The sequence below is a fragment of the Kitasatospora sp. NPDC051164 genome, assembly GCF_044455625.1.
In the GTDB taxonomy this organism is placed as follows: Bacteria; Actinomycetota; Actinomycetes; order Streptomycetales; family Streptomycetaceae; genus Kitasatospora.
In genome coordinates, this window is the sequence record NZ_JBITFB010000004.1 from 130072 (window position 1) to 146288 (window position 16217).

Here is a 16217-nt window from a genome sequence, read left to right on the forward strand (position 1 = left end):
CCCGGAAGGGGCTGCGTCGCAGGTCATCGTAGGCATTAGAGCTCCGTACGCCCGATCGGGGGATGACCTCGGGCAACGTCCATGACGACCCGTCGGACGCGGACGAAGCGGACATTCGGGGTGATCGACTGACGGTGGGTGAGCCGTGCGATCGGACCGGAAAGGGCTCCGGGTGTGTCGTTAAATGTGACCGTGTACTTCGACGCGGCCTCGACGGCCCCTCTGCACCCCGTCGCGCGACAGGCGCTGACCGCCGCCCTCGACGAGGGCTGGGCCGATCCGGCCCGGCTGTACCGCTCCGGCCGGCAGGCCCGGATGCTGCTGGACGCCGCCCGCGAGACGGTCGCCGCAGTGCTGGGCGCGCGGGCCGACGAGATCGCCTTCACCGCGAGCGGGACGCAGGCCGTCCAACTCGGCCTGCTCGGCGCCCTGGCCGGGAACCGGCGGCGCGGCGGCCACCTGGTGCACTCCGCGGTGGAGCACTCCAGCGTGCTGCACGTCGCCGAGCGCCACGAGGCGGGCGGGGGCGAGGTCACGGTCGTCCCGGTGGACCGGGGCGGACGGGTCGACCCGGCGGCCTTCGGCGCGCTGCTGCGCCCGGACACCGCGCTGGCCGCGCTGCAGAGCGCCAACCACGAGGTGGGGACGGTCCAGCCGGTCGGTGAGGTCGCCGAATCGTGCGCCGCGGCCGGCGTCCCGCTGCTGGTCGACGCGGCGCAGAGCGCCGGGCGGGTGGACGTCCCGGCGGGCTGGTCGCTGCTGACCGCGAGCGCGCACAAGTGGGGCGGCCCGCCCGGGGTCGGGGTGCTGGCGGTGCGCAAGGGTGTCCGGTACGCCTCGCCGCTGCCGGCTGACGAGCGCGAGGGCGGCCGGGTGCCCGGCTACGTCAACGTCCCGGCGATCGTGGCCGCGGCCGCCTCGCTGCGCGCCGTACGGGCCGAGGCCGAGCAGGAGAACGCCCGGCTGCACGCCCTGGTGGAGCGGATCCGGGCCCGGGTGCCGCGGCTGGTGCCCGAGGTCGAGGTGGTCGGCGACCCGGTGCGGCGGCTGCCGCACATCGTCACCTTCTCCTGCCTGTACGTGGACGGCGAGGTGCTGCTGACCGAGCTGGACCGGGCGGGCTTCGCGGTCTCCTCCGGCTCCTCCTGCACCTCCTCCACACTGACGCCCAGCCATGTGCTGGCGGCCATGGGGGTGCTCACCGAGGGAAACGTCCGGATCTCGCTGCCGTACGGGACGGCCGAGGCGGACGTGGAGCGCTTCCTCGCGGTGCTGCCGGAGCTGGTGGCCGGGGTCCGGGGACCGCTCGGGCTGGACCTGCCGGCGCCCGAGGCCGCCCCGGCGGGCACGCTGCTGGTGATCGACGCGCTGGGCAAGCGGTGCCCGCTGCCGGTGATCGAGCTGGCGAAGCGGATCGGCGAGGTGCCGCCGGGCGGCACGGTCGCCGTGCTGGCGGACGACGAGGCGGCCCGGCTGGACATCCCGGCCTGGTGCGAGATGCGCGGGCAGGAGTACGCGGGCGAGGCCCCGGCCGCCGAGTACGGCGGCGACCGGGGCTCGGCCTACCTCGTCGTGCGGCGCACTACTTGACCAGGTGCGCGCGGATCTCGGCGGCCGCCTCGGCGCCGTAGGTGTCCTCGAAGCGCTTCAGGAAGCCGGCCGGGCGCAGCTCGTACTCCTGGGTGCCGACGGTCTCGATGACCAGGGTGGCGAGCATGCAGCCGAGCTGGGCGGAGCGCTCCAGGTCGAGGTCCCAGGACAGACCGGCGAGGAAGCCGGCCCGGAAGGCGTCGCCGACGCCGGTCGGGTCGAGCTTGGCCTCCTCCTTGGCGCAGCCGACCAGGATCGGCGCCTCGCCCTTGCGCTCGATCCGGACGCCCTTGCTGCCGAGGGTGGTGATCCGGGTGCCGACGCGGGTGAGCAGCTCCTCGGCGTTCCAGCCGGTCTTGGTCTCGATCAGCGCGGCCTCGTACTCGTTGGTGAAGAGGTACGCGGCGCCGTCCACGATGTCGCGGATGTCGTCGCCCTCCAGGCGGGCCAGCTGCTGGGAGGGGTCGGCAGCGAAGGCGTAGCCGCGGGTGCGGCACTCCTGGGTGTGGCGGACCATGCCCTGCGGGTCGTCGGCGCCGATCAGGACGAGGTCCAGGCCGCCGACGCGGTCGGCGATCGGCTTCAGCTCGATGCTGCGGGCCTCGGCCATGGCGCCGGTGTAGAACGAGGCGATCTGGTTGTGGTCCTGGTCCGTGGTGCACATGAAGCGGGCCGTGTGCCGGGTCTCGGAGATGTGGACGGAGTCGCAGTCCACGTTGTTGCGCTCCAGCCAGCTGCGGTACTCGGCGAAGTCCGCGCCGGCGGCGCCGACCAGGATCGGGCGCAGCCCCAGCACACCCATGCCGAAGGCGATGTTCGGGGCGACCCCGCCCCGGCGGATGTCCAGGGTGTCGACCAGGAAGGACAGCGACACGGTGTGCAACTGCTCGGCGACGAGCTGGTCGGCGAACCGACCGGGAAACGTCATCAGATGGTCGGTGGCGATCGAGCCGGCGACGGCGATACGCACGGAAGGTCTCCTCAGGGTGGCTGTGGGGCCAGCGGGCAGGCGCGGATGAACCCACTCACGGTACCGGGCCCCGGGAGGTGCCCCCGCAAGAGTGCCGAAAGTTGCCGCCCGTACGGCCATGGTGGCACCCGCCGCCGTCGAACGTGTACTACCTCCGGGTAGCACTGGTGGGCGGGACGAGGCCCGGCCTAGGGTCGGCCCCAGGAGGCCCGCCGCGCGGGTGGGCCCCGACGTCGACCGTGGCAGCGCGGCCACGGCTCTGGATCGGAGCGATGCCCGATGAAGACCGAACACTCCCCGTTGCCTGGCCTGCGGGCCGAGGACGGCGAGACCCTCGACGCCCTGCTGGACTCCTCCCGGCGGCTGCGCCGGTTCTGGCCGCTGCTGGCGGCCGGCCCGGAGCCCACCGCCCCCGCGTCCGTCGGCTTCCGGGTCCCGTCCGGGGCGCAGCGGGTGGTCGCAGGGATGGCCGAGTACGGCTTCTGAGCCGGAGCCGGATCGAGACCCGGCCGGACCACAGTGGGACCGGAGCACAGCGGGACCGGATCGAAATCTGGCCGGATCGGAGCGGAACCGGATCCGTCCGGGGCACGTCACATCCGCGCGGAGCGGCCGAGGAGGCGGCACCGCTGAGCTCTCGGGAGGATGTGCAGATGGATCTGGAGACGATGCCCCGGCGCGGTCGGCGGGCGATGGCCCTGGCGGGTCTGGCGCTGGCGGCGGTGGTGACGGTGGCCGGGTGCAACGGGGACGGCAAGTCCGCCTCGGACTCGGCGACGAGCGGCGCGGCCACCGGCTCCGCCTCGGCGAGTGCCTCCCCGCAGGCCCCGACACCCTCCGGCGACCCGTCCGCGGCCCCGACGGGGAGCCCCGCGGGCGCCGGGACGCCGCCGCAGACGCCGCCGACCGGTTTCTCCCCCACCCTGGGCTCGCCCGCTCCCGGGCAGGCGACGCCGGGCACTCCGCCGGTCAACGGGATCGCGCCGGGCGAGCCGAACCCGAACGGCTCGGCCGCGCCCGCGCGCCCGCCGGTGGCCTACCGGGTGGACGGCACCACCAAGCTGACCGTCTACTTCTTCGGCGGGGTCTGCACCAAGTACGCGCTGAAGGCGGACGAGTCGCAGCCGGGCCGGGTGGACGTCACCGTGGTGTCGGGGCCGCCCACGGTGGGCCCCGGGCAGGTCTGCAACGCGCTGGCCAAGCGGCAGTCGGTGTCGGCCGATCTGCGCTCGCCGCTGACCGGGCGGACGGTGGTCGACAAGACCAGCGGCCAGGAGCTGCCGCTGGACGCCGAGCCGCACTCCGGGCCGGACCCGGTGACCCCGGACGTCGCCGGCCAGTAGGAGCCCTGCCGTACGAGCCCTACGGCGCCAGGAAAACGAAGAGGCGGCCCCGGGAGCACCCGGGGCCGCCTTTTCGCAGCCGACTTAGCTGAACGAGTCGCCGCAGGCGCAGGAGCCCGTGGCGTTCGGGTTGTCGATCGTGAAGCCCTGCTTCTCGATGGTGTCGACGAAGTCGACGGTGGCGCCGCCCAGGTACGGGGCGCTCATCCGGTCGGTGACGACCTTGACACCGTCGAAATCCTTGAGCACGTCGCCGTCGAGCGAGCGCTCGTCGAAGAACAGCTGGTAACGCAGGCCGGAGCAGCCACCGGGCTGGACGGCGACGCGCAGCGCGAGGTCCTCGCGGCCTTCCTGCTCCAGCAGGGCCTTGACCTTGGCCGCGGCGGCATCGGTAAGGAGGATGCCACTCTCGACGGTGGTCTCGTCCTGGACGGTCATCTGCTTTCTCCCGGTCTTGACGACGGTTCTGCCGCCAGTGCCAACCACCGTCCGTCCGGATTCATTTCCCGGGCGGCGATGGATTTCTTCGGCCTGTTTCGCGGCGGATTTTCCGTGGGCCGGGTGTACCACCCGTGTCCCCTACGCTCCCCATGCTCGCACAACCCTGGCCGGACCGGTCACCGCCCGAGCCCCGGATCCGGCTGAACCGGCCCCGCGGCGGCCAGTCGGACGCCAGGATGGTGCCCATGATCCTTCGCCCGGTCAGGGACACCGCCGCGGACGCGGAGGCCGTCCAGGAGCTGTCCGCCGCCGCGTTCGCCGACCCCGCCGAGGCCGGACCGGCGCCGGGGCCGACGCCCCTGCAGCTGGCCAGGACCAGGCACCTGGCGCGCACCGACCCCGGGGGCTGCTGGCTGGCGTCGATCGGCGGGGAACCGGTCGGGGTGGTCCTGTCGATGCGCCGGGAGGGCCTGTGGACGCCGTCCCTGTACGCGGTCCGGCCGTCCGCGCAGGGCAAGGGCGTCGGGCGGCTGCTGCTCGAACGGGCGGCGACGCACGCGCGGGGCTGCCTGCGAGGGATGGTCTGCGCCTCGGACTCCCCCGCCGCGGCGCGCCGCTACCGGCTGGCCGGGTTCACCCTGCACCCGGCGATGCGGCTGGCCGGGCGGGTGGACCGGAACGGGCTGATCGACCCCGGGGACATTCCGGTGCACCGCGGCAACGCCACCCACCTGCACCTGCTGGACTCGGTGGACCGGCGGCTGCGCGGGTCCGCGCACGGGCCCGACCACGAGCTGATGCTGGGGCACTTCGAGGAGCTGCTGATCGCCGACGCGCTGGCCGGCAGCGGCTACTGCTACCGGGACGGCGGCGCGGTGCGGCTGCTGGCGGCCACCAGCAAGCGGATCGCCGCCCGGCTGCTGCGCGAGGCGCTGGCCCGGGTGCCGGACGGGGTCGAGGCGAGGGTGGAGTTCCTGACCGCGGAGCAGGAGTGGGCGCTGGACGTCGGGCTGGAGGTCGGGCTGACCCCGCGGGCGGCCGGGTTCGTCGGGGCGCGCGGGATGCGGCCGCCGATGCCGTACCTGCCGAGCGGGGCGTTCCTGTAGCGGCGGTCGGGAACGCGCGACGGCCCCACCGGGAGCCCGGTGGGGCCGTGCGCGGAAGCCTCGGGGCCCCGGTCAGACCATGGTGTCCAGGATCTCCCGGACCATCTCCATGGTGGTGCCCGGGTGCAGGAAGGCGAAGCGGGCGACCGTCTCGCCGTCCCAGCCGGTGGGAGTGACGAAGCCGATCTGGTCCGCGAGCAGCTGCTGCGACCAGCGGTAGTAGTCGTCGTTGGTCCAACCCGTGCGCTTGAAGCAGACCGCCGAGAGCTGCGGGTCGAACAGCAGCTCCAGGTGGTCGGTCTCGCGGATCAGCTGCGCGGTGTCCCGGGCCAGTGTGAGGCCGGCCTCGATGGCGTCGGTGTAGGCCTGGACGCCGTGCACGGCCAGCGAGAACCAGAGCGGCAGGCCGCGGGCGCGCCGGGTCAGGTGGTAGGCGTAGTCGGTGGGGTTCCACTCGTCGCCCTCGGTGTGCAGGACGTCCAGGTACGAGGCGTCCTGGGTGTGCACGGCGCGGGCGAGCTGCGGGTTGCGGTAGATCAGCGCGGCGCAGTCGAAGGGGGCGAACAGCCACTTGTGCGGGTCGACCACGAAGGAGTCGGCGTGCTCGATGCCGTTGTAGCGCTCGCGCACCGAGGGCGCGAAGAGGCCCGCGCCGCCGTAGGCGCCGTCCACGTGGAACCACAGGTCGCGCTCGCGGGCGACCTCGGCCAGGCCCGCGAGGTCGTCGATGATGCCCTCGTTGGTGGTGCCGCCGGTGCCGACGACGGCGATCACCGTCTCCGGGTTCGGGTCGGCGGCCAGCGCGGCGCGCAGGGCCTCGCCGGTGAACTGCCGGTTCACGGTCGGGACCTTGAAGGCCTCGACGCCGATGATGTTGAAGGTGTTCTTGACCGAGGAGTGCACCTGGTCGGCGACGGCTATCCGCAGCCGCACCTCCGGACCACTGGGACGACCCTGCTCGGCGAGGCGGCGGCGGGCGGTGTCGCGGGCGACCACGAGGGCGGAGAGGTTGCCCGCCGAGCCGCCGGAGACGAAGGTGCCGCCGGCCGACTGGGGCATGCCCGCGCGGTCGGCGATCAGGCGCAGCACCTGGTTCTCGGCGGCGATCGCGCCAGCCGCCTCCAGCCAGGAGATGCCCTGCAGCGAGGCGCAGGAGACCACCATGTCGAACAGCAGCGCGGCCTTGGTCGGGGCGCACGGGATGAAGGACAGGTAGCGCGGGCTGTCGGCGGAGATGACCGCGCGGGACAGCTCGTGGTCGTAGAGCTTGAGCACGTCGGCCGGGTTGTTGCCGTCCTGGTTCAGCAGGCCGGCCAGCTGGGTGCGCAGGTGCTCGCCGTCACCGGGGTGGTCGAGCGGGACGGGGTCGTACTGCAGCCGCTCCCGCATGTAGTCGAAAACCAGGTCGACCAGTTCGTTGTCGGGCCGGTGCATGCGGTCGGAGGCTGCGGACACGGCGGGTCCCTCTCGGCTGTGGGGTGTCGGGGGGTGTGGATCCGGCCCGGTCGGCGGGGGGGCTTCACCGCGACGACCGGACGTGATCAGCGTAGGCAGCCGGAGTGCTTCGCCGCGCGTCGGAACGCGGCTGGTCAGGCAGGTTTCGAGCGTCTTCGGGTGGGTCCGCGCAGGATTCCTGCGTACCGCCCGGGCGTCAGCCGATCAGCTGGGAGAGGACCACCGAGGAGCGGCTGCGCTGGACTCCGGGCTCGCGCCGGATCCGCTCGATGACGGCCTCCAGATGGCGCATGTCGGCCGCCCTGAGGTGGACCAGGGCATCCGGGTCGCCGGTGACCGTCCAGGCCGCGATGACCTCGGGGAACTGGCGCAGGCTGGCGAGGATCTCCTCGGGGGCGGTGCGCTCGCGGCAGTAGACCTCGACGAAGGCCTCGGTCTGCCAGCCGAGGACGGCGGGGTCGAGCACCACGGTGAAGCCCCGCACCACGCCGCGTGCCCGCAGCCGGTCGATCCGGCGGCGCACGGCGGTGGCGGAGAGGTTCACCTGCAGGCCGATCTCGGCGTACGAGGCGCGGCCGTCGCGGCCGAGCCGGGCGAGCAGGAGCCGGTCGGTCTCGTCCAGGTCGGTCCCGACCACCTCGTGCGCTCGGCTGCTGCTCATCGGTGCGGGGCTCCACGGGTCGTGCGAGGGTTCGGCGGCGCGTCGCGGCGGCGGGCTGCCACTGTCACTGCGGCGGCCACTGCCGAAACGGTTCGCCACCCATTCTGGCGGATGACCTGAACGAGGTCACCGCCGACGGATGACGGGCCGGAGGCCGTCACGCCACCAGGAGGACGATCTTTCCCCGGGTACGGCCCTCGGCGCTGAGCGCCTGGGCGGAGGCGGCCTGGGCCAGCGGAAAGGTGGAGGCCACGGTCACGGTCAGCCGGCCGTCGTCGGCGAGCGCGGCCAGCTCGGCGAGGCCGTCGGCGTCCGGGCGGACCCAGACGTACCGGCCGCCGAGAGCCTTGACCCCGTAGTCGGTGATCGAGGCGATCCGGCCCGGGTCGGCCACCAGGCCCGCCGAGACCTGGACGGCCCCGCGGCCGACCAGGTCGAGGGCCGCGTCCACGCCGTCGGGGGCCAGCGCGCGGACCCGGTCGGCCAGGCCCTCGCCGTAGCTGACCGGCTCGGCGCCGAGGCCGCGCAGGTAGTCGTGGTTGTGCTCGGCCGCGGTGCCGATCACCCGGGCGCCGAAGGCCCGGGCGAGCTGCACCGCCAGGTGGCCGACCCCGCCCGCCGCGGCGTGCACCAGGACGGTCTCCCCCTCGGCGAGCCGCAGCGCCCTGAGGCCCTGTAGCGCGGTGAGCCCGGCCAGCGGCAGGCCGCCGGCCTGCACCCAGTCCAGTGCGGCCGGCTTGCGGGCAAGGGTGCGGACCGGGGCGGAGACCAGCTCGGCGTAGGTGCCGTGCTCGACGGCGTCCTTGCGGACGTAGCCGTACACCTCGTCGCCCGGGGCGAACTCGGTGACGCCGCCGCCGACCGCGCGGACCACGCCGGCCACGTCCCAGCCCATGATCATCGGGAAGTGCGCGTCGAGCACGCCGTCCAGGGCGCCGTCCCGGACCTTCCAGTCCACCGGGTTCACCCCGGCCGCCCGGACCTCCACCAGGACCGAGTCCGGGCCGACCTTGGGATCGGGCAGATCGGTGTACTCCACCACCTCGGGGCCGCCGTAGCGGTTGATCGCGATTGCTTTCATGGCTCAGCCATACCCGGAAGCTTGGAAATATCGATTCGGCCACGCCCGGACTCCCCCAAACCGGGCATCCGGCCCCGCCGGGGGTCCGATTCGTCGAGCGGTTCTCGTCACATCGACAGGATGGCCATCGTCACTCTGACGCTAACCGGTTATCATAGATAGCGTCAGTTAGACGAAAAGGCTTCACCGCTCGATCGGCCGCACAGAAGGGCACCCGCCCGTGACCACCACCATCACCGAGACCTCCGGCGTCGACCCCACTCCGACGCCGCTCGCTCTGCTGCTGCTCGGCCGCGAGGCCGACCCGAACAGCGAGCGCGGCGTCGACTGCCCCGGTGACCTCCCCCCGGCCTCCGACCCGAACCTCGTCGAGCGCGCCCGGGCGGCGAAGGCCGCACTCGGCGACCGCGTCTTCATCCTCGGCCACCACTACCAGCGCGACGAGGTGATCGAGTTCGCCGACGTCACCGGCGACTCCTTCAAGCTCGCCCGTGACGCGGCGGCCCGCCCCGAGGCCGAGTTCATCGTCTTCTGCGGCGTGCACTTCATGGCCGAGTCCGCGGACATCCTCACCACCGAGGCCCAGCAGGTCGTCCTGCCGGACCTCGCGGCCGGCTGCTCGATGGCCGACATGGCCACCGCCGAGCAGGTCGCCGAGTGCTGGGACGCGCTGACCGACGCCGGCATAGCCGACGTGACCGTCCCGGTCTCGTACATGAACTCCTCCGCCGACATCAAGGCCTTCACCGGCCGGCACGGCGGCACCATCTGCACCTCCTCCAACGCCAAGCGCGCGCTGGAGTGGGCATTCGAACAGGGCGAGAAGGTCCTCTTCCTGCCCGACCAGCACCTCGGCCGCAACACCGCGGTGCGCGACATGGGCTTCTCGCTGGACGACTGCGTCGTCTACAACCCGCACAGGCCGAACGGCGGGCTGACCGCCGAGCAGCTGCGGGACGCGAAGATGATCCTCTGGCGCGGCCACTGCTCGGTGCACGGCCGGTTCAGCCTGGACTCGGTGAACGACGTCCGCGCGCGGATCCCCGGCGTGACCGTCCTGGTCCACCCCGAGTGCAAGCACGAGGTCGTCGCGGCCGCCGACATGGTGGGCTCGACCGAGTACATCATCAAGGCGCTGGACGCCGCCGAGCCCGGCTCCAAGTGGGCCATCGGCACCGAGCTCAACCTGGTCCGCCGCCTGGCCAAGGCGCACCCGGACAAGGAGATCGTCTTCCTGGACCGCGCGGTCTGCTTCTGCTCCACCATGAACCGGATCGACCTGCCGCACCTGGTCTGGGCGCTGGAGTCGCTGGTCGAGGGCCGGGTGCCGAACGTGATCACCGTCGACCCGGAGACCGAGAAGTACGCCAAGGCGGCACTGGACCGGATGCTGGCCCTGCCGTAGGCACCCGCCCCGAGCGCCCCGGAGGCGAGCGGGCGAGTCCCCGCCCCGAGCCGAAGGGGCGCGCCGGTGCCGAAAGGGAGAAGCGAGGAGGCCCGAGGAACGAGGGCCTTGGAGCGCCGACCGTCGACACCGGGCCAGAGCGCCCCGGAGGCGAGCGGGCGAGTAACAGACTGAGGGCGGGCCCCCTCCACGTGGAGGGGGCCCGCCCTTTCGTCTGGCAGCAGCCGCAGCTACTCGGGGAAGCCCGGTATCACGCCCTCGCCGTCGGCCATCAGCAGGTCACGGACCTCGTCGATGGTCGCGTCGGCACTCGGCAGGATCAGCTCGGACGGTTCCAGCGAATCCAGCGGCACCGGGGTGCCGTACTGCTTCACCGCGTCCAGCAGCTTGCCGTAGGCCAGGCGGAAGAGCTCCTCGTCCCCCGACTCCAGTGCGGTGACGAGCTCGGCGTCGAGCTCGTTGAGCATGTTCAGGTGGCTCTCGCCCACCTCGAACTGCCCTTCACCCATGACCCTCATGATCATGCCGTGCGTCTCCCTGGTTCGTGGGGTCGAGCTCAGATCACTTGTTGTAGTTGATGCGCGGGGTGTCCTGCTGCTGCTGCGGCTGGGCCTCCGGCTTGCCCTGCTCGATCGCGGCCGGGCCCGAGGTGGGACCGCCGGACAGCTCGGCCTTCATCCGGGCGAGCTCCAGCTCGACGTCGGACCCGCCGGCCACGCGCTCCAGCTCGGCCTCGATGTCGTCCTTGCGGCCGAGACCGCTGGCGTCGTCGAGCGCGCCGGAGGCGAGCAGCTCGTCGATGGCACCGGCCCGGGCCTGCATCTGGGCGGTCTTGTCCTCGGCTCGCTGGATGGCCAGGCCGACGTCGCCCATCTCCTCCGAGATGCCGGAGAAGGACTCGGCGATGCGGGTCTGCGCCTGGGCGGCGGTGTAGGTCGCCTTGATGGTCTCCTTCTTGGTGCGGAAGGCGTCCACCTTGGCCTGCAGCCGCTGGGAGGCGAGGGTGAGCTTCTCCTCCTCGCCCTGCAGCTGCTGGTACTGCGTCTCCAGATCGGTGATCTGGGACTGCATGTTGGCCTTGCGGGTCAGCGCCTCGCGGGCGAGGTCCTCGCGGCCGAGGGACAGTGCCTTGCGACCCTGGTCCTCGTACTTGGCCGACTGCTGCTGGAGCTGGGTCAGCTGAAGTTCGAGGCGCTTGCGCGAGGTCGCGACGTCCGCGACACCACGCCGTACCTTCTGCAGCAGTTCGAGCTGCTTCTGGTAGGAGTAGTCGAGCGTCTCACGGGGATCCTCCGCCCGGTCCAAGGCCTTGTTCGCCTTGGAGCGGAAGATCAACCCCATACGCTTCATGATTCCGTCGCTCATGGGCCTCGGGTGCCCCCTTCTCCGGCCTGCGGTCTCTATCTCGTTACCAGACACGACGAGTGTATGTGCAGCGAGCCCTTCGCCGCAGCGCACCTGCCTGCAACAAGACTGCTACAGCGACCAGGGGTGTTTCCTCCTCCCCCGGGTGGATCCGCCCCTCATCCCTCCCATCCTCCATCCGACTGATCCCCTACGGGAAGTCCCCGGGAAACCCGGTTCGGGCGGCCGTCTCGCGGTATCGATATGCGTTTGGGTCCGAGGGCGCCCGTGGAAGCGGCTCCGCACCCCGTACGCTGGTGGTGTGTTCCGACGCCGTTCAGATGATGCCGCCGCCTCCGCCACCGTGCTGGAGAAGCAGGACGAGACGACCCAGGCCCGCCACCCGGAGGCCAAGAAGGGCCGCCCCACCCCCAAGCGCAACGAGGCCGAGGCCCACCGTCGCACCCGGGTGACGGTGCCCAAGGACCGCAAGGAGGCCGCGCGCCAGTCGCGGGACCGGATGCGGGGCGAGCGCGAGAAGCAGCGCCAGGCCCTGGTGAACGGCGACGAACGGCACCTGCCGGCCCGTGACAAGGGCCCGGTGCGCAAGTTCGCCCGCGACTACGTGGACGCCCGCTGGTCGCTCGCCGAGTTCTTCCTGCCGGCCGCCGTGGTCATCCTGGTGCTCAGCATCATCAAGGTGAGCCAGATCCAGATCCTCTCGACGCTGCTGTTCCTGCTGTTCTTCGTCTTCGTGATCCTGGACTTCGTCCGCCTCGGCCTCGGTCTGCGCAAGCAGCTCGCCGCGCGCTTCCCGAACGAGAACACCCGCGGCGCGATCGCCTACGGCATCATGCGCACCCTGCAGATGCGCCGCCTGCGACTGCCCAAGCCGCAGGTGCGGCGCGGGGAGAAGCCCTGACCGCCGAACCGGTCGACTCCGGCTGGGCCCCGCCTTCCTGGGAGGGGCCCGGCCTGTACGCGCTTCCGGGGCAGGGCCACGGCGGCCACGACCGGCTGGCCCAGGAGCGCCGACTGCCCTCGCGCAGCGGGTCCTTCGCCGGCGGCACCGCCGCCTGGCTGGACCGGCTCGGCGGACTGCGCAACTTCGTCCGCCAGGAACTCGTCTCCCGCCAGCTCGCCGAGCAGCTGACCGGCCGCAGCGCGCAGCGGGTCCTGGACATCGGGTGCGGCCAGGGCACCCAGGCCCTGCGGCTGGCCCGGGCCGGCCATTACGTCACCGGGATCGACTCCGACCCGGTCGCGCTCGGCGTCGCCCAGGGGGCGCTCGCCGAGGAGCCGCCGGAGGTCCGCGGCCGGCTGCAGCTGCTCAGCGGCGACGGCCACCAGTGCGGGCGCTGGTTCGGCCCGCGCAGCTTCGACGTGGTGCTCTGCCACGGCGTCCTGATGTACCTGCCCGACCCGGACCCGATGATCGCCTCGCTGGCCCGGCTGCTGGCGCCCGGCGGACTGCTCTCGCTGCTGGTCCGCAACCGCGACGCGCTCGCCCTGCGGCCCGCCGCCGCCGGGGACTGGCGGGCCGCACTGCACGCCTTCGAAAGCGACCGGTACTACAACCGGCTCGGGCTGGCCGCCCGCGCCGACCGGCTCGCCGACCTCTCCGTCACCCTCTCCGAGGTGTCGGTGCCGGTGCGGCACTGGTACGGCGTGCGGGTCTTCACCGACAACGCCCCCGACGACGCGGCCCCGCCGGTGGACGGGCGCCAGCTGGCCCAGCTGCTGGAAGCCGAGGACCGGGCCGGCCGCACCGACCCGTACCGGCAGGTCGCCGCGCTACTGCACGTCATCGGGGCGAAGTAGGGCCCTCGCGGGCCCTCCCCGACCGGGGCTCACTCCTCGTGCAGGCTCATCGCGTAGACGACCCGGTCGTCCTCCAGAAGCACCGCGGTGTCGACGCCGTCCTCCGCGAGCTGCTTCCAGGACTCCCCGATCCAGGTCTCGGCGTCCCCCTGGCCGGCGAACTCCTCCTGGCTGCCGCCGGGCGTCACCGCGCTGCCGTCCGCCTTCTCGTACCGCCACGTCCACGCCATGCCCGGCTCCTCCCACTGACGACACTGCCTGTGTCGCTGCGCACCTTAGCTTGCCCGGCCCGATCTTCCGTATGCCTCGTCCGGCAGGATGGGCGGCATGGCGACCCACCCCCCGCTCCCCCGCACCCTGCTGCTCGGCGGCGCCCGCTCCGGCAAGTCCACCCGCGCCGAGCAGCTGCTCGCCGACCGCCCGGACGTCCTGTACGTGGCCACCGGCGGCACCCGGGACGGCGACGCCGAGTGGGCCCAGCGGGTCGCCCTGCACCGGGACCGCCGGCCGGCGAGCTGGCGCACCGCCGAGACCTGCGACCTGGAGGCCGTGCTGGCCGACACCGCCGACCCGGCGCCGGTGCTGATCGACTGCCTGGCGCTGTGGCTGACCGCCGTGATGGACGAGTGCGACGCCTGGGAAGACGAGGCCTGGGCGGACCGGGGCGAGAGCGCGGTGCAGCGGCGCTGCGAGGCGCTGGCGAAGGCCTGGGCGGCCACCGGGCGGACGGTCGTCGCGGTGAGCAACGAGGTCGGCATGGGCGTCGTCCCGGCCACCGCCGCCGGGCGGCGCTTCCGCGACACCCTGGGCCGGCTCAACATGGCCGTGGCGGACGCCTCGGAGCGGGTCCTGCTGGTCGTGGCCGGGCAAGTGCTGACCATCAAGCCGGACGTCAAGCCAGCCACGGACTGAACATCTTCGGCGTGTAGCCTTCCGGACGATGGACACGACCGTGGATCTCGATACGTTCTCCTCCCTCGTCGAGCGCCCCGACGAGAGCGCCCGACGGGCCACCGAGGAGCGCTGGCAGGCAGCCGACCGCCCGCGCGGCGGGCTCGGCAGGCTCGAGGAGCTGGGCAGCTGGCTGGCCTCCGTACAGGGGCGCTCCCCGGTGCGGCCGGTCTCGGCGCCCAAGGTGCTGCTGTTCGCCGCCGACCACGGCGTGGCGGCGCTCGGCGTCTCCCGGATGCCCGCCGAAGGCGGCACCGCGGCCCGGGTGCGGGCCGTCCTGGACGGCACCGCGCCGGTGGCCAAGCTGGCCGCGCGCTACGGCGCCGAGGTGCGGGTCGTCGACGTCGCGGTGGACACCGACCCGGCCGACTTCCCGGACGAGGTGGTCGCCCACCGGATCCGGCGCGGCTCCGGACGGATCGACGTCGAGGACGCCCTCACCCCGGAGGAGACCGCCCGGGCCTTCCGGGCCGGGATGGCCGTCGCCGACGAGGAGGCCGACGCCGGTACCGACCTGGTCCTGCTCGGCGACCTCGGGGTCGGCTCCACCACGGTGGCCGGCGTCCTGGTCGGCGCGCTGTGCGGAACGGACGCGGCGGCGGTCACCGGGCGCGGCTCGGGGATCGACGATCGGGTGTGGATGGTCAAGTGCGCCACCATCCGGGATTCGTTGCGACGGGCCCGGCCGGTGCTCGGCGACCAGCTCGCACTGCTCCGCGCCACCGGCGGGGCCGACTTCGCGGCGATCACCGGCTTTCTGCTGCAGGCGGCCGTCCGGCGGCTGCCGGTGGTGCTGGACGGCGTGGTCGCGGCGGCCTGCGCGCTGGTCGCGCAGCGGATCGCCTTCCGGGCGCCGGAGTGGTGGCGGGCCGGGCAGTCCAGCGGCGAACCGGCGCAGGCGAAGGCGTACGACCGGCTCACCCTGACGCCGCTGCAGGACCAGGGCATCACCATGGGCGAGGGCGTCGGAGCGCTGCTGGCGCTGCCGCTGCTGCAGGCGGCGGGGGACGCCCTCGCGGACGAGGCACCGAAGCCGTACGTGCCGGCGGCGCCGAAGGAGCAGCCGAAGCTGCCGTCGGCGGCGGATCTGCTGCGGAAGCTGTAGGCGGCGGGGTCGCCCGTACCTGAGCGTCGCAGCTCGGGTGGCGGCGCTGGCCTTCCTGCTCGCGCGGTTCCCCGCGTCCCTGGTGGGGCGCGGGGATTCTGCTGTGTGGGGTGCGGTGACGTGTGGGGTGCGGTGAGGAGTGAGGCGATGAGGGACCACGGTGGTCGGGCCACCTGGGGGGACGGGCTGCGGTTCGGGTTCGGGACGCTGTCCGTGCTGCGGGTGCGGGTGGAGCGGTGGGACCGGGCGGCGGGGGCGCGGGCGATGGTGGCGGCGCCGGTGGTGGGCCTGGTGCTGGGGGCGGCGGCGGCCGGGGCCGGGGCGCTGGTGGCCTGGCGGGCGGGCGGGCTGCTCGGGGCGGCGACGGCGGTGGGGGTGCTCGCCGGGCTGACCCGGGGACTTCACCTGGACGGCCTCGCGGACGTCGCCGACGGGCTGGGCAGCGGGAAGCCGGCCGAGGACGCGCTGCGGATCATGAAGCAGTCCGACATCGGCCCGTTCGGTGTGCTGACCCTGGTCCTGGTGCTGCTGGCCCAGATCGCCGCGCTGGCCGGACAGTTGGGGCACTCGCCGCTGCGCGGCGCGCTCGCGGTGCTCGCCTCGGCGACGGCCGCCCGGTGCGCGCTCGCCTGGGGCTGTCTGCGGTCGGTGCCGGCCGCCCGGCCGGGCGGGCTCGGCGCGATGGTGGCGAGCACGGTGACGCCCGCCGGGGCGGTCGCCGGGACGGCCGGTGCGGCGCTCGTCCTGGCCGCGCTCGGACTGTTCGACGGATGGTCAGCCCTCCGCCTCCCACTGGCCCTTGTATGCGGGGCCGGTTGCGCCCGACTGCTGCTGGGGCGGTGTGTGCGCCGGTTCGGCGGAATCACCGGGGACGTGCTCGGGGCGATGGCGGAGACCGCCGCGACGGGGACGCTGTTCGCCCTGGCGTTGCTCGGCTGACACCG

General features: G+C 73.3%; 18 protein-coding genes. 10 read left to right on the plus strand and 8 right to left on the minus strand.

Features of this window, described 5'->3' with window-relative positions; translation table 11 throughout:
* Positions 1 to 192: 192 nt before the first annotated feature.
* Positions 193 to 1590 carry an aminotransferase class V-fold PLP-dependent enzyme gene (locus tag ACIBEC_RS07650; protein ID WP_360492475.1) on the plus strand — a complete coding sequence of 466 codons (1398 nt, stop codon included), beginning with the start codon at positions 193 to 195 and terminating at the stop codon, positions 1588 to 1590.
* Here ACIBEC_RS07650 and ACIBEC_RS07655 read toward each other — a convergent pair.
* Positions 1583 to 2560, minus strand: a complete 978-nt coding sequence (locus tag ACIBEC_RS07655; RefSeq protein ID WP_360492477.1) for a carbohydrate kinase family protein — start codon at positions 2558 to 2560, stop codon at positions 1583 to 1585. The two genes, ACIBEC_RS07650 and ACIBEC_RS07655, sit on opposite strands and share 8 nt — an antisense overlap.
* Before the next feature lie 279 nt (positions 2561 to 2839).
* Here ACIBEC_RS07655 and ACIBEC_RS07660 point away from each other — a divergent pair, with 279 nt between their 5' ends.
* On the plus strand, positions 2840 to 3046 hold the full coding sequence (locus tag ACIBEC_RS07660) for a hypothetical protein (RefSeq protein ID WP_360492479.1): 207 nt from the start codon (positions 2840 to 2842) through the stop codon (positions 3044 to 3046).
* Between the two features lie 167 nt (positions 3047 to 3213).
* The gene (locus ACIBEC_RS07665) at positions 3214 to 3903 is read left to right on the plus strand and encodes a hypothetical protein (RefSeq protein WP_360492482.1); all 690 of its coding nucleotides are present in this window, start codon (positions 3214 to 3216) and stop codon (positions 3901 to 3903) included.
* A gap of 84 nt (positions 3904 to 3987) precedes the next feature.
* Here the strand turns inward: ACIBEC_RS07665 and erpA are convergent, their stop codons facing one another.
* Positions 3988 to 4341 carry an iron-sulfur cluster insertion protein ErpA gene (gene erpA, locus ACIBEC_RS07670; RefSeq protein ID WP_189915188.1) on the minus strand — a complete coding sequence of 118 codons (354 nt, stop codon included), beginning with the start codon at positions 4339 to 4341 and terminating at the stop codon, positions 3988 to 3990.
* Positions 4342 to 4589: 248 nt separating this feature from the next.
* Between erpA and ACIBEC_RS07675 the strand changes: the two genes are divergently transcribed.
* Complete coding sequence (locus ACIBEC_RS07675) at positions 4590 to 5450, plus strand: GNAT family N-acetyltransferase (RefSeq protein ID WP_360492485.1); 861 nt, start codon at positions 4590 to 4592, stop codon at positions 5448 to 5450.
* A 72-nt stretch (positions 5451 to 5522) separates the two neighbouring features.
* On the opposite strand, the gene ACIBEC_RS07680 is transcribed toward ACIBEC_RS07675, so the two are convergent.
* The 3 genes from ACIBEC_RS07680 to ACIBEC_RS07690 form a co-directional block, all read right to left on the minus strand.
* Complete coding sequence (locus ACIBEC_RS07680; protein ID WP_360492488.1) at positions 5523 to 6905, minus strand: pyridoxal-dependent decarboxylase; 1383 nt, start codon at positions 6903 to 6905, stop codon at positions 5523 to 5525.
* 196 nt (positions 6906 to 7101) lie between these two features.
* Positions 7102 to 7566, minus strand: coding sequence for an Lrp/AsnC family transcriptional regulator (locus tag ACIBEC_RS07685; protein WP_360492491.1), 465 nt, complete (start codon positions 7564 to 7566; stop codon positions 7102 to 7104).
* Between the two features lie 157 nt (positions 7567 to 7723).
* Positions 7724 to 8647: an NADP-dependent oxidoreductase gene (locus ACIBEC_RS07690; RefSeq protein ID WP_360492494.1), complete on the minus strand. Its 924-nt coding sequence runs from the start codon at positions 8645 to 8647 to the stop codon at positions 7724 to 7726.
* Between the two features lie 220 nt (positions 8648 to 8867).
* Between ACIBEC_RS07690 and nadA the strand changes: the two genes are divergently transcribed.
* Positions 8868 to 10052 (plus strand): quinolinate synthase NadA, encoded by a 1185-nt coding sequence (gene nadA, locus ACIBEC_RS07695; protein WP_360492497.1) that lies wholly within the window; start codon positions 8868 to 8870, stop codon positions 10050 to 10052.
* A gap of 230 nt (positions 10053 to 10282) precedes the next feature.
* On the opposite strand, the gene ACIBEC_RS07700 is transcribed toward nadA, so the two are convergent.
* Positions 10283 to 10576, minus strand: a complete 294-nt coding sequence (locus ACIBEC_RS07700) for a hypothetical protein (protein WP_360492500.1) — start codon at positions 10574 to 10576, stop codon at positions 10283 to 10285.
* 37 nt (positions 10577 to 10613) lie between these two features.
* Positions 10614 to 11417, minus strand: coding sequence for a PspA/IM30 family protein (locus ACIBEC_RS07705; RefSeq protein WP_360492503.1), 804 nt, complete (start codon positions 11415 to 11417; stop codon positions 10614 to 10616).
* A 301-nt stretch (positions 11418 to 11718) separates the two neighbouring features.
* On the opposite strand from ACIBEC_RS07705, the gene ACIBEC_RS07710 reads away from it, so the two are divergent.
* Complete coding sequence (locus tag ACIBEC_RS07710) at positions 11719 to 12318, plus strand: DUF3043 domain-containing protein (RefSeq protein ID WP_360492506.1); 600 nt, start codon at positions 11719 to 11721, stop codon at positions 12316 to 12318.
* 158 nt (positions 12319 to 12476) lie between these two features.
* Complete coding sequence (locus ACIBEC_RS07715; RefSeq protein WP_360493020.1) at positions 12477 to 13217, plus strand: methyltransferase domain-containing protein; 741 nt, start codon at positions 12477 to 12479, stop codon at positions 13215 to 13217.
* 29 nt (positions 13218 to 13246) lie between these two features.
* Here ACIBEC_RS07715 and ACIBEC_RS07720 read toward each other — a convergent pair whose 3' ends face one another.
* Positions 13247 to 13447 carry a hypothetical protein gene (locus ACIBEC_RS07720; RefSeq protein ID WP_360262116.1) on the minus strand — a complete coding sequence of 67 codons (201 nt, stop codon included), beginning with the start codon at positions 13445 to 13447 and terminating at the stop codon, positions 13247 to 13249.
* Between the two features lie 97 nt (positions 13448 to 13544).
* Between ACIBEC_RS07720 and cobU the strand changes: the two genes are divergently transcribed.
* From cobU to ACIBEC_RS07735, 3 genes are all read left to right on the plus strand, one after another.
* Positions 13545 to 14129, plus strand: coding sequence for a bifunctional adenosylcobinamide kinase/adenosylcobinamide-phosphate guanylyltransferase (gene cobU, locus ACIBEC_RS07725; RefSeq protein ID WP_396287786.1), 585 nt, complete (start codon positions 13545 to 13547; stop codon positions 14127 to 14129).
* Positions 14130 to 14157: 28 nt separating this feature from the next.
* Complete coding sequence (locus ACIBEC_RS07730) at positions 14158 to 15273, plus strand: nicotinate-nucleotide--dimethylbenzimidazole phosphoribosyltransferase (RefSeq protein ID WP_360492509.1); 1116 nt, start codon at positions 14158 to 14160, stop codon at positions 15271 to 15273.
* Positions 15274 to 15420: 147 nt separating this feature from the next.
* The gene (locus ACIBEC_RS07735; protein ID WP_360492512.1) at positions 15421 to 16212 is read left to right on the plus strand and encodes an adenosylcobinamide-GDP ribazoletransferase; all 792 of its coding nucleotides are present in this window, start codon (positions 15421 to 15423) and stop codon (positions 16210 to 16212) included.
* The last annotated feature ends 5 nt before the right edge of the window (positions 16213 to 16217 follow it).